Origin of the sequence: Achromobacter sp. MFA1 R4 (assembly GCF_900156745.1) — a bacterium.
GTDB lineage: Bacteria > Pseudomonadota > Gammaproteobacteria > Burkholderiales > Burkholderiaceae_B > Achromobacter.
The window spans coordinates 793,634-806,662 of sequence record NZ_LT707065.1 but is presented as its reverse complement, the minus strand read 5'-3'; the positions used below and the strand labels follow the sequence as shown (position 1 = coordinate 806,662).

Sequence of the window (13,029 nt, the reverse complement as noted above, 5' to 3'; positions counted from 1 at the left end):
AGCGTAGGGCGCCGGAACACATCCGGTCTTGAACGAAATTGCGGGAAGGCGCGCCGTCAGGCGCCGCGGGCGGCCAGTGCGTATCCGCGCGGCGACACGCCGTAGGCGCGCACGAACAGGCGTGTCATGTGGCTCTGGTCGGCAAAGCCGCCGGCCGCGGCCGCATCGGCCAGCGCCATGCCCTGCCGGATCAGCCGGCGCGCCAGCAGCAGGCGGCGCTGCATCTGGTAGGCGTGCGGCGTCAGCCCGGTTGCGCGCCGAAAGGCGCGCAACACCTGGTAGCGGCCAAGGCCGCTGGCGGCGGCCAGGTCGGCCAGCGACAGCGCGGCGGCCGGATCGTCGTCGACCAGGGCCAGCGCATGGCGAAGCGAGGCCGGCACGCCGCGCGAGGGCGGGACCGCGGCAGGCGCGCCGCGCGCACCGCCCGCCTGCGCCAGCACGCGCAGCAGCAGCGCCTCGCACGCCAGCGGCGCCGCGCCCGACGTGACGAGCGCATACAGCGCCAGGACGTCGCGGGCAAGACCGGGTTGCTTTCGGGCAGGGTGCTCGAATTCATAGGCCGCGGCGGCCTGGGCGATCACCCCCGGATCCAGATACAGCATCTGCCAGGCGCGCACGCCGCCGCCGATCGGCGCGCCGTCGTGCACCTCGCCAGGGTTGACGGTGATGACGTAGCCCGGCCCCGCCTCGACCTGGCCGCGCCCGCTGTGCGACACCTGCGCGCCCTCGCGCATCACCCCAATGCCGAACTGCTCGTGCGTATGGCGCGCGAACGCGTGGCGGCTGCACGCGTCCACGGCCTGCACGCCGGGGAGGGCGCTGCGCTGCATGAGAAAGCGGCCTGCGGACATGGGGAAGGGGAGGCGAAGGGCGTCGGCCCAGTATCGCGCGCCGGGCAGGCGGGGAGCAAGCGCGCTGGCGCTATTGCAGGCCGGTCCAGCGCGCCACCGATGGCTCGGCCGCCGCCCACTTCCATTGGCCGTCCTGCCGCCGGCAGATCGTGCTGGCGTAGGCGGGGGCGGCGCCCTCCAGTTCCACCGTGAACAGCACTTCACGGCAATGCGCCAGCGGCGTCTCGATGTCGCGCACGGCCTGGATGCTGCCGCGCTCGTTGCCCACCGCCAGCGTGCGCTGGATCTGCCATTGCCGCACCTCGCCGACAGGCAGCGCGCCCACCGCGTTGGCCATGACGTTCTGCTGATCGTCTTTCCATTCGCGCAAGACGTACTTCACCGTGGCGTCCACGGCCGCCTGCACCGACACCCCGATCGCAAAGCCCGCGACCGGATTGGCCGTGGCCGCGCCGCTCAGCGTGCCGACCACCGCGCCGGTGGCGGGGCCGATGGACGAGCTCTGGCAGCCGCCCAGGCCCAGGCTGGCGGCCAGCGCCAGCATGCCCAGCGCGCGCCTCACTGGAGCGAACCCCAGCGCGCCGTGGCGGGTTCGGCGCTGGCCCAGCGCCAGTGCTCGCCGTCTCGGCACACGGTAGTGACGTAGAACTCGCGCAGCGGATCGGCGTCCGGCTTGTCCGCCGGCGTGTCCACCGAGAACACCACTTCCTTGCATTCGAGATTGGCGCCGCCGATGAGGCGGCTGACGGTGACCTGGCCGCGCGCGTCCTCTTCGATGGGCAGCGCGTGCTTGACGTTCCAGTTTGCCACCTTGCCGACCGCCAGCGGACCGGCCGCCCTGGCGATGGCGTCCTGTTCCTCGCCGCGCGTCTGGCGCTGCGCATAGGCCAGCGCGGCCTTGGCGCCGGCCTGCACCCCCAGGCCGATGCCGGTGGCGACAGTGGCGTTGTCCGTGACCTTGTTGGCGATGGCGGTGCCGGCGATGCCGGCCGCGGCGCCGGTGCCTTCGCCGAGCAGCGAGCCGCAGCCCGACAGCGCAGCCAGCGCGGCGAGGCCCAGCAGGGTCAGCGCGCGGCGGCTCGCGATGGTTGTAGAGATGGTGAACAAGCGGCGAGCCCTCCTGCGTGAAACCTGGCGGCCGCAAGTATAGGAGCGCTCATCGCCTTGCGGCGGGGACCTTTACATTTATTGGCATTTTTTGTGTGCGGCGCGCGCGCCACCGTCGCAGCACCCACTTTTCGCCCTCGACGATGCAGAACAGCACGCCCGCGGCCACCAGGGTCAGCGTCCAGTACTCGGGCGGCAGCGGCACCGTGCCGAACACGCGGTTCATTCCGGGCAGGTAGATCAAGGCGCATTGCAGCAGCCCCAGCAGGATCGTGACCAGCCACAGCGCCTTGTTGCGGAACATGCTGGGCGTGAGCGGAAAGCGGTCCTGCAGGCGGCAGTTGAACAGGTAGGTCCATTGCGCCGTCACCAGCGTCTGCAGAATGACGGTGCGGATGAAGTCCGCGTCGCGTCCCGCGGCGATCAGGCTTTTCTCGATGACGAACGCCGACGCCATGAACAGCAGGCCCACGAAGGCGATGCGCCAGATGGCGAAGGCGTCGAGGATGGATTTCGCCGGATCGCGTGGCGGCCGGTGCATCATGCCGGGCTCGGCGGGTTCGAACGCCAGGCCGAACGACAACGTGATGGACGTGGCCATGTTCATCCACAGGATCTGCAATGGCGTCAGCGGCGCCTGCGCGCCGGCTAGAAGCGCGGCGATGACGAGCAGGCCCTGCGCCAGGTTGGTCGGCAGGATGAAGAGGATCGTCTTTTTCAGGTTGTCGTAGACGCGGCGTCCCTCGCGCACCGCATAGGCAATGGAGGCGAAGTTGTCGTCCGCCAGCACCATGTCCGCGGCTTCCTTGGTGACTTCGGTGCCCTTGATGCCCATGGCCACGCCCACGTCGGCCTGCTTGAGCGCGGGGGCGTCGTTGACGCCGTCGCCTGTCATGCCGACCACCTCGCCCATGCCCTGCAGCGCGCGCACGAGGCGCAGCTTGTGCTCGGGACTGGTGCGGGCAAAGATGTCATGGTCGCGCACCCGCGCGGCCAGTTCCTCGTCGTTCATCTGTTCGAGCTGCGCGCCCGTGACGGCCTCGCGCACGTGCGTCATGCCCAGCATCGCGCCGATGGCGAGCGCGGTTTCGGGATGGTCGCCGGTGATCATCTTCACGCGGATCCCCGCCTGGTTGCACAGGGCGATGGCCGCGATGGCCTCGGGGCGGGGCGGGTCCATGATGCCGGCCACGCCGAGCAGGATGAGCCCGTCCTGGAAGTCGGCGTGGCTCAGCGCGGTGGCGCCCGCCGCGCCGGGCTTGTAAGCCGCGGCCAGCGTGCGCAGGCCCTGCTGCGCAAAGGCCGCCAGGCCGCGTTCCCAGTAGTCCAGGCGCAGCGGCTGCGGTCCATGCTCGCCCTGCTCGTGCGCGCACAGCCTGAACAGCACGTCGGGCGCGCCGGTGACGTAGATCAGGTTGTGCCCGTGGTCGTCGCAGCGGCGCGCCATGTACTTGTAGCCGGAGTCGAACGGCACCTTGCCATGCTTGGCCACGCCGTCCAGGCCCTGGCCCGCCTTGGCCGCCAGCACCATCATCGCGCCCTCGGTGGGGCCGCCCACGATGCGCCACTGACCGTCGGCGTCCTCGTGCAACTGGCTGTCGTTGCAGATCGCCGCGGCGCGCACGAAGCGGGTCAGCGCGTCTTCGTGCCGCCAGTCCACCGGCAGCCCGTCGGATGCGCGCGTGATCTCGCCGATGGGCTGGTAGTTGTCGCCCGCCACGTGGTAGACGCCCTGCGCCAGCAGCACATTCTTGGCGGTCATCTCGTTCATGGTCAGGGTGCCAGTCTTGTCCGAGCAGATCACCGTCATCGCGCCCAGCGTTTCCACGGTCGGCAGCTTGCGGATGATGGCGCGGTTGCGCGCCATGCGCTGCACGCCCAGCGACAGGATGATGGAGATGATGGCGGGCAGGCCTTCGGGCACGGAGGCGACCGCGATGCTGATCAGGGACAGCAGCAGGTCGGGCAGCGGCATGCCGAGCAGGTAGCGTCCCACGACGAACAGCACCGCCACCATCACCAGCACCACGTGGAAAATGCGCTTGCCCAGCAGCGCCATCTGCCGCAGCAGCGGCGTCTGCAGCGCATGCACGTCGGTCATCATGCGATTGATGTGGCCGATCTCGGTGTCGCTGCCGGTCGCGATGACGATGCCGCGCGCGTTGCCCGCGCTGACGTGCGTGCCCGAGAACCCGATATTCAGGCGGTCGCCCAGCGCCGCGTCGCCTGGCAGGGGCGCGTCGTGCTTTTCGACGACGGTGGATTCGCCGGTCAGCATCGATTCCTCGACGTGCAGGTTGTGCGCGTCGAACAGCCGCACGTCGGCGGGAATCTTGTCGCCCGGTCGCAGGATGACGATGTCTCCCGGCACCAGGTCGCGCGCGTCGATGTCCTCCTTCTGGCCATCGCGCACCACGCGTGCCCGGTTCGACATCATGTTGCGGATGCCGTCCAGCGACCGCTCGGCCCGGCTCTCCTGCACATAGCCGATGATGGCGTTGATCACCGCCACGGCCAGGATGACGGTGGTGTCCAGCCAGTGGCCCATCAACGAGGTCACCACCGCGGCAGCCAGCAGGATGTAGATCAGCACGTCATTGAAATGGCCCAGAAAGCGCAGCCAGGCGCTGCGGCGGGCGGGGGGAGGCAGGGCGTTCAGGCCATGGGTTTCCTGCCTGCGCCGGATCTGGTCCTGGGACAGGCCAGCGGCGCTGGTCACCTGGATGGCCAGCGTCTCGTGGACGGAGAGCTGGTGCCAGGGTCGAGGAGCTTGCGGAGCCTGCGTTCTCGCCTGCGTCATTGCCTTCGGCCTCCCGGAGGACCGGCGCCGCGTCCGGGCCGGGAGTCGGCGGCCGCACGGGTCAGTCCGGCTTTCATGATACGACGGCCCGAGTCGCGCCGACGATCAAGAGGGCGGACGAGCGCCCCGGGTGTAGACCTCGCGCAGGGCGGCGGCGAACAGCGCCTCCACGTTGCGCCGCAGGCCGTCCGACCGCGTGAAGATCGAAATCGGCGGCAGCGTCCAATCGAACGAGTACGGGACGATGGCCGCGCCCGCGATGCGCACCAGTTCGTCGGCGATGTCGGCCGGCAGAATGCTCACGGCGCGGTCGCTTGCCACGATCATTTCGCCGATCAGCTTGGACGAGTCGCTCTGGACCGACGGGGGCGGGGGCGCCAGCCCGGCGCGCAGGAAGATGTTGGCCACCTGCTCGCGGATCGGGCTGCCCGGCGTGCCCAGGATCCAGTCCAGGTCGGCCAGCCGGTTCCATTCCAGCCGCGACCGGCCCAGCCGGGCGGCCAGCCGGCGGCTGGCGATCAGGCGCGGCTGCTGGTGATACAGCACCTCGAAGCCAATGTGGGTCAGGTCCACCGACGGCGTGGCCCATCCCACCACCACGTCCAGCGTGTGGTCGCGCAGTTGGCGCAGCAGCGCCGGGCCCTGCCCCTCGTGGATGGTGGCGGTGATCTGCCGGCCTTGGGGCAGCGTGCGGCCGATGGCCGCCGACAGCATCTGGCCCGAGACAAACGGGATCACGCCGATGTGCAGGTGGGCGGCGTGCCCGGCCGCCACGGTTTCCATGTCCTGCACCAGGTGCCCCAGGTCGTGGACCAGCCCCCGGGCCCGCGCCAGCACCACGGCGCCCATCGGCGTGGGCGTCATGCCGCGCACGGAGCGGTCGAACAAGGGCACGTCGAACATGCTTTCCAGCTCGGCCAGGGCGTTGGTCACGGCCGGCTGGCTGGTCGCCATGTGCTCGGCCACCCGGGTCAGCGACCCATGCTGCTCGATCTGCAGGAGCAGGATCAGGTGGCGCATCTTCAGGCGCGAGGTCAATTTCCGGGTGACGGCATCCGGATCAAAGGCTGTCATAGACAAGGCATAAGGTAATGCTAATGGATCAATATTAAATCCGAATGATCACCTTATGCCTTGGGGCCTAGAATTTTTCAACTTCAAGACAGCGAGGCTACAGCCCCATGAACACGCAATCAGACCGCCAGGCGGCATTGGACTATCACGAGTACCCCACCCCGGGGAAGATTTCCGTCGTGGCGTCCAAGCCGCTCGTCAACCAGCGCGACCTGGCGCTGGCGTACTCGCCCGGCGTGGCGGCGGCCTGCGAGGAAATCGTGGCCGACCCGGCCAACGTGTTCCGCTACACCGCGCGCGGCAACCTGGTGGGTGTCATCACCAACGGCACGGCGGTGCTGGGCCTGGGCAACATCGGCGCGCTGGCCTCCAAGCCGGTGATGGAAGGCAAGGCGGTGCTGTTCAAGAAGTTCGCCGGCCTGGATGTTTTCGACATCGAAATCAACGAAACCGACCCGGACAAGCTGGTCGAGATCATCGCCGGCCTGGAAGCCACCTTCGGCGGCATCAACCTGGAAGACATCAAGGCGCCCGAGTGCTTCACGGTGGAGCGCAAGCTGCGCGAGCGCATGAACATTCCGGTGTTCCACGACGACCAGCACGGCACGGCGATCTGCGTGTCGGCCGCCTTCATCAACGGCCTGAAGGTCGTGGGCAAGGACATCAAGACGGTCAAGGTGGTCACGTCGGGCGCGGGCGCCGCGGCGCTGGCCTGCCTGGACCTGATGGTGGACCTGGGCCTGCCGCTGGAAAACATCTGGGTCACCGACATCGAGGGCGTGGTCTACGAAGGCCGCACCACGCTGATGGACCCGGACAAGGCGCGCTTTGCGCAAAAGACCGACGCGCGCAAGCTGGCCGAGGTGATCCAGGACGCCGACGTGTTCCTGGGCCTGTCGGCTGGCGGCGTGCTCAAGCCGGAAATGGTGGCCGCGATGGGTTCGCGTCCGCTGATCCTGGCGCTGGCCAACCCCACGCCGGAAATCCTGCCGGAAGTGGCGCACGGCGTGCGCGACGACGTGGTCATGGCCACGGGCCGGTCGGACTACCCGAACCAGGTCAACAACGTGCTGTGTTTTCCGTACATCTTCCGCGGCGCGCTGGACGTGGGCGCCACGACCATCACGCGCGAGATGGAAATGGCGGCGGTGTACGCCATTGCCGAACTGGCCGAAGAAGAACAGAACGAAGTCGTTGCCGCCGCCTACGGCACCTACGACATCTCGTTCGGTCCCGAATACCTGATCCCCAAGCCCTTCGACCCGCGCCTCATCGTGCGCATCGCGCCGGCCGTGGCCAAGGCCGCGATGGAAGGCGGCGTGGCGACGCGCCCGCTGGCCGACCTGGAAGCCTACGAAGAGCAGCTCCAGCAGTTCGTGTACCACTCGGGCGCGTTCATGAAGCCCTTGTTCTCGGCCGCCAAACGCATCGTGCGCGGCGGTGGCAAGGCGCGCATCGTCTTCACCGAAGGCGAAGACGAACGCGTGCTGCGCGCCGTGCAGGTGATCGTCGACGAGGGCCTGGCCCGTCCCATCCTGGTGGGCCGTCCCGCCGTGCTGCTCTCGCGCATCGAAAAATTCGGCCTGCGCCTGCGGCTGGGCGAAGACGTCGAAGTCACCAACCCCGAATACGACGAGCGCTTCCACCAGTACTGGACCACCTACTGGGAACTGATGAGCCGCCGCGGCATCACCAAGGAAATGGCGCGCGTCGAAATGCGCCGCCGCCTGACGCTGATCGGCGCGATGATGGTGCACCTGGGCGACGCCGACGGCATGGTCTGCGGCACGGTGGGCGCGTACCACGACCACCTGCGCTTCGTGGACGAAGTCATCGGCCGCCGTCCGGGCCACAACGTGTACGCCGCCATGAACATCCTTCTGCTCGACGAGCGCACGGTGGTGCTGGTGGACACGCACATCAACGACGATCCCACCGCCGAGCAGATCGCCGAATTCACCATCATGGCGGCCCAGGAAATGGCGCGCATGAACCTTGCCCCGAAGGTGGCGCTGCTGTCGCGCTCGAACTTCGGCTCCGGCAGCTCGGCCTCGGGCGAGAAAATGCGCCGCGCCCTGGAACTGGTCCGCGAAGCCGCGCCGGAACTGGAAATCGACGGCGAAATGCACGGCGACTGCGCACTGGACGAGGCCCTGCGCATGCGCATCCTGCCTTCGTCCACGCTCAAGGGCGAAGCCAACCTGCTGGTGTGCCCCAACGTGGACGCCGGCAACATCGCCTACAACCTGCTCAAGACGGCAGCGGGCGGCAACGTGGCCGTGGGCCCGTTCCTGCTGGGCGCCAACGCACCCGTCCACATCCTGACCAACAGCTCCACCGTGCGCCGCATCATCAACATGACGGCCATGGCTGTGCTGGACGCCAACCGGGTGGAAGCGGGCTGAATGCCCGTCCCGGCGCCGCGCGGCCTGCGCGGTATGTTCCGGTAAAGAAGAAAGCGAGCTGCCTCCGTTAGCGCGGGGCAGCTCGCTTTTTGTCTGGTGCGCCCGCTTCCTCAATGGCCCGAGGGAATTTGGGCTCATAGCAGAGCAGCAATGACAGCCAGTGGCCGGTCGCGTGGATCAGAATGGCCGGGAGTATCAGGATGTTGAGCAGCACGAATACCCACAACGCGCTGTGGCGCAGAAACTGGGTGTCCAGGCGCCAGGCGACCTTGAATGAGAGCCAGGGCCAGGGGAATTTGTTGATGAGTTTCTTGGGTGCCGGAGCGGCCTCGGGCCCTTCTTCCATGTAGCGGCGGATGTATTCCCAGAAGGCCAGCAGTTCGCTGGCGTTGCGGGTGGGCTTGCCGACGAAGGCGAGCTCGATGTTGTCGGTGGGATTGCCCTCAAGATCCACGCCGTCGCCCCTATCCCAGGCCAACAGGATAAAGCCGCCTGTACCGTCCAGTTCAGTCATGTTCTTATCGATGACGGGCTGCGCCTTTTCCCATTTCAATATCCGAATGCCGCCCAGATCATCGGGGCGTAACAGATAGACTTTGCGGGTGACTCTGTTGAATCGCACGATCAGGCGACGGGCGGTAAAACTTTCTAAGCGCAGATATGGGAATGCGTACTTGAAGTATATGTAGATTGCCCCTACGCAGAGCAATGGCATAAATATCAGGAAGAAGTAGTCGGATGACAAGACCGGTTGGCCGTCGGGACCTTGGCCGGTAATAACTCTTCTGGCAGAAATGTTTCCTAGTTCGGCTAACGCATAGAAGAGGAAAATCCCAATCCAACCCAAGAAAATTGTTATCACCCCTCGCTTTTCATCATTGAAAGTTCTGACATCAATGAAGGCATCGTTGTGGGCATAAATCGATTCATTGTGGTAGACAGATTCTGAAACTGACTCGCCAATACCGTAGGGGGCATTCAGTTCAGGCTGCCCCGGTTTGCGCGCGCGTTTCTCGACGTCTTCTCGGCACTCCTCGTAGGACATCTGTTGTTTCGACAACTGGAACGCCCATTCAATCAAGTACATCAGAGTTCGCTCCCGACTGCGCGTTGCGTGATTTCAACTTCCTTCCTTTCGGAATCAATTACCCCGGTGCTGCGATCCTTGAGGTAGCCTTCGCGCATCCAAACCACTTAGCGGTGCGAAGGGAAAGCGGCAGAATCTGTGGTGGCCTCCTCAATGACCCGTGGGAACTTGGGCTCATAGCAAAGCAGCAGGGACAGCCAGTGGCCAATGGCGTGGATCAGAATCGCCGGCAGCATCAGGATATTGAGCAGCACGAACACCCACAATGCGCTATGACGCAGGAACTGCGCATCCAGGCGCCACGCGGCCTTGAGCGACAGCCAGGGCCAGGGAAATTTATCGATGAGTTTCTTGGGCGCGGGAGCGGCGTCGGGCCCTTCTTCCATGTAGCGGCGGATGTATTCCCAGAAGGCCAGCAATTCGCTGGCGTTGCGGGTGGGCTTGCCGACGAAGGTCAATTCCATGTCGTCGACCGGCTTACCATCCAGGTCCACACCGTCTCCCTTATCCCACCCAAGTATCAGAAACCCGCCGGTGCCTTCCAGTTCCGACATGTTCTTGTCCAAGACGATCTGGGTCTTATCCCAGTCGAGGATCTGAATCCCCCCTAGATGCTTGGGACGGAGCAGATAGACCTTACGCGTAACGCGGTTGAATCGAACGATAAGACGGCGCGCGGTGAAAGCCTCCAAACGCAAATAACGAAAACAGTATTTGAAGTAGAAATAGCTTGCCGCAACAGGAATCAAGGCGGCCAGTCCCAGCATTGCAAAGTCATACGCTCCGACTGCTTCCCCGTTTCTTGCGTGCCCCTTTGTCGAAAAATCATAGGCAATCATGAGCAAGCCAACGAACATATAAATCAGTATGACGCCGATTCCGCCGCCAAATATTGTTATCAAACCCCGCTTTTCATCATGGGGCGTGCGCAGATCAATATATCGGTCAGTGTATTTATAAATTGATTCGTTGTCGTAGGTATAGTTGGATACCGACTCGCCAACATTGACAGGAGCATTGAGTTCGGATTGTCCGGGCATAAGCCGTTGTTTTCTCGAGGCTTCGAGGCTTTCTTCATGGGACATCTGACGCTTCGACCATTGGAATCCCCATTCGTACAGATACATCAGAGTGTGATCCCAATGGCGCGTTGCATGATCTCCACTTCATCTTCCTCGGTGTCGGTTATGCCATTACTTCGGTCTTTGCGAAAGCTGCAGTGATCTAGATAGCGTTCTAGCGCGTCGGGCATGAAAAATATCTCGATAACCGTCAACGCGAGAATGACAATATTCAAACCGAAGAAGACCCGTAGCATCAGGGTGAGGCGAAGTGCCAATGCTGACGATACTTGCACTGAACGCGATAGCGCTCGCCCAAAAAATGAACTGATGCCGTGTTTCTTGGTTAGGTATTCAAGATACGGGCCAGCGGACGCAAGAGCTGTTGAAACAGAAAGACTAGCCGCGCCTAGTTGAACCGAGCTTCGGATTAAATAGAAGAATCCAAGAGAGTATTTTTTCACTGCAAATCCGGCAAAGCCGTCTTGAACGTCATACCAAGCCCCCACCCCCGCAGCCCCACCCGCCAATATCCCTCCCGTGAGCCTCAACCCACTCCTGAACACCTTCGCTCCCTGCTGAACTGCTGCATTGCTGCTACGTTCCGCAAGCCCCACCGCCGCCGCGCCCATCTCCAGGCCTGCTGCTGTCAGCCCCACCATCGCCGCAGCGATTTCCGCGTATTCCCGGCTTCGCTTGTCGACCGCATTGAGGCGATTGGTCAGGTTCCACAGCTCCAACACCACCAGCAATCCCCCCACCCGCACTTCGGCCATGGGCCCCGTTGGGCCAGCACGCAGCGCATCGTCGAAGCTGCTCGCAGCGGAGCGATCCATGCGCCTCACGGTGCCCTGGCCCAACGCCTTGCCGCCCCGCGTTTCCAAACGGAAATGCTGGGCATAGCGCCCCAGGCGCGCGTGCAGGACGTTGGCCAACAACCAATTGGACGGTTTGTCGACAGCGGTGGCGAGCTTGCTCCGGAATAGCGTATTGCCCAGCGTATTGACCACCAGGGCCGATCCGACGAGGTAGCTGGCGGGCGGCCCCGCAGTCGCGCTTTGCGCCAATCCATCGACCAATGCATGGGCCTTGTCGAAGATGTCGGCCAGCTTCTTGATCCGGTCCTGGAGCGCTAGCGCATCGAGCTGCGCTAGCATGCCGCGCTCGGCGAACAGCCGATCGATCTCGTCCTCGGCGGATTCCTGGTTCTGCGCAAGCGACCGCCAGAACAGGTTTTCCCGGGAAATTCCCGCCTCGCGCCAGCGCTCGAGCAGCGCCTCGCCAACGGCGGTCGCGTTCATGCCGACGATGGCCTTGCCCATCTGGTCCTCGAACAGCAATCCCTGCTCGGTATCGTTGCGGTCGAATGCGTCGAGCGCGTTGAGGAATTGCTCGCTCTGCAGCCACTGCAGATGGTCCGCGGCCCGGGCGTCCTTCGCCTTGTCCGTCTCATCGACCATGCGGTGATATTCCGCCAGGAACGCCTGGCGCATGGCTTCGTCGATGTACGGTGCGTACTTATCCCAGCTTTCCCGGCGCCGCTGGCCGGCGATGCGTTCTTGCACCTCTCGCTGATGTTGGGGATTGCGATAGTTCGTATAGTTGCCCGCCGATTGAACAACGGCATGGCGATTGCTCATTTCGTATTCGCGGTCGGTATAGCGCACGCCTGTGTTCTGCGTTTCCTTGTAATAGTCGCGCTCCGCCGCGTCTGCCAACGTCTTCTTGATGTTTTCGATGGCGAAGGCGATGGTGAACTTGCGATGGTTGGTCAGTTTCTCGCCATCTTCGGCCTTCATGAAGGCTTCCAGGGGCTCGGTGCTTGCGTTGCGCCAGGCATTGAGCTCTTGGGTGATGCCGAGCGCATCGTCGACGACAATCGCCGCGCCACGGTATTCCTTGCGGCTGCCGGCGGGGAACATTTCGGCGCGGGCGGCCAGGTAGGGCGGGGGAAAGAAAGGGAATGCCTGCGTCTTGAGCAGATCCCGAAGTTCGGGCCGGTTGTTTGCGGCAAAGTCCGCTACGGCGTCAAGCTGGCGGGGAGTCAGCACGTTGCCCATTTCGGGCGGTTCGGCCGAGGCGAGTTTGGCCACGTCAATCGAGGCCAGCGTGTCGCGGTACAACGCCAGGATGCGATAGCTGCGCAGCACCCCCTGGGTCACGGGCGCGGGACTATAGAGCAGGCGCAAGTCGTCGATATCATCCAGATCGTTGACCTTGAACATCCAGGTCAGTCCGTGGATGCCGCTGCTATCCACGCCGAGCGGCGCGGGCGCTGCCCAAGGACTGTCCGCGTCGATGTAATTGAGCGTGCCGATTTCCGTGATGCGGTACTGACTGTGCCAGGCATACACGCCGACGCTTTTGCGTTTGATCAGCACATACAGAAAGCCGGCGCGCAGGGTGCGTAGCGCATAGCCCGATTCCTGGAGATCGCAGGCCTGATGGGGTTTGCGCAGATGCTTGGGCAGCGGCGGCAGCAGGCTGCGCTGGGCGGCGGTGCCGCCGACGGCCCCGAACCGCAGGGGCAAGACAGAAAAAGTGCGCGTGCAGGTCACTTCGGCGCCCGGCTGAAGCAGGGCATCGAGCATCGAACGGTTGTCCGCGCATCGATCGAAAGTGTCTTTCCAGCCGTACATATCGA

The 13,029-nt window shown here is 64.6% G+C and carries 9 protein-coding genes; 1 reads left to right on the top strand and 8 read right to left on the bottom strand.

Annotated features, from left to right (window positions below):
* Positions 1-56: 56 nt before the first annotated feature.
* From BXA00_RS03680 to BXA00_RS03660, 5 genes are all read right to left on the bottom strand, one after another.
* The gene (locus BXA00_RS03680; protein WP_076516314.1) at positions 57-851 is read right to left on the bottom strand and encodes an AraC family ligand binding domain-containing protein; all 795 of its coding nucleotides are present in this window, start codon (positions 849-851) and stop codon (positions 57-59) included.
* Between the two features lie 70 nt (positions 852-921).
* Positions 922-1,413, bottom strand: a complete 492-nt coding sequence (locus BXA00_RS03675) for a hypothetical protein (protein WP_076516312.1) — start codon at positions 1,411-1,413, stop codon at positions 922-924.
* Positions 1,410-1,958, bottom strand: coding sequence for a hypothetical protein (locus tag BXA00_RS03670; RefSeq protein ID WP_076516310.1), 549 nt, complete (start codon positions 1,956-1,958; stop codon positions 1,410-1,412). Before BXA00_RS03670 ends, BXA00_RS03675 begins: the two co-directional genes overlap by 4 nt.
* A 49-nt stretch (positions 1,959-2,007) precedes the next feature.
* Positions 2,008-4,758: a cation-transporting P-type ATPase gene (locus tag BXA00_RS03665; protein WP_076516308.1), complete on the bottom strand. Its 2,751-nt coding sequence runs from the start codon at positions 4,756-4,758 to the stop codon at positions 2,008-2,010.
* Positions 4,759-4,863: 105 nt separating this feature from the next.
* On the bottom strand, positions 4,864-5,832 hold the full coding sequence (locus BXA00_RS03660) for a LysR substrate-binding domain-containing protein (protein WP_076516306.1): 969 nt from the start codon (positions 5,830-5,832) through the stop codon (positions 4,864-4,866).
* Positions 5,833-5,939: 107 nt separating this feature from the next.
* Here BXA00_RS03660 and BXA00_RS03655 point away from each other — a divergent pair, with 107 nt between their 5' ends.
* On the top strand, positions 5,940-8,237 hold the full coding sequence (locus BXA00_RS03655) for an NADP-dependent malic enzyme (protein ID WP_076516304.1): 2,298 nt from the start codon (positions 5,940-5,942) through the stop codon (positions 8,235-8,237).
* A gap of 67 nt (positions 8,238-8,304) precedes the next feature.
* Here BXA00_RS03655 and BXA00_RS03650 read toward each other — a convergent pair whose 3' ends face one another.
* The 3 genes from BXA00_RS03650 to BXA00_RS03640 form a co-directional block, all read right to left on the bottom strand.
* Positions 8,305-9,324, bottom strand: a complete 1,020-nt coding sequence (locus tag BXA00_RS03650) for a DUF6708 domain-containing protein (RefSeq protein WP_076516302.1) — start codon at positions 9,322-9,324, stop codon at positions 8,305-8,307.
* Positions 9,325-9,431: 107 nt separating this feature from the next.
* Complete coding sequence (locus BXA00_RS03645; RefSeq protein WP_076516300.1) at positions 9,432-10,451, bottom strand: DUF6708 domain-containing protein; 1,020 nt, start codon at positions 10,449-10,451, stop codon at positions 9,432-9,434.
* Positions 10,451-13,024 (bottom strand): T6SS effector BTH_I2691 family protein, encoded by a 2,574-nt coding sequence (locus BXA00_RS03640; RefSeq protein ID WP_076516298.1) that lies wholly within the window; start codon positions 13,022-13,024, stop codon positions 10,451-10,453. Before BXA00_RS03640 ends, BXA00_RS03645 begins: the two co-directional genes overlap by 1 nt.
* Positions 13,025-13,029: the final 5 nt, after the last annotated feature.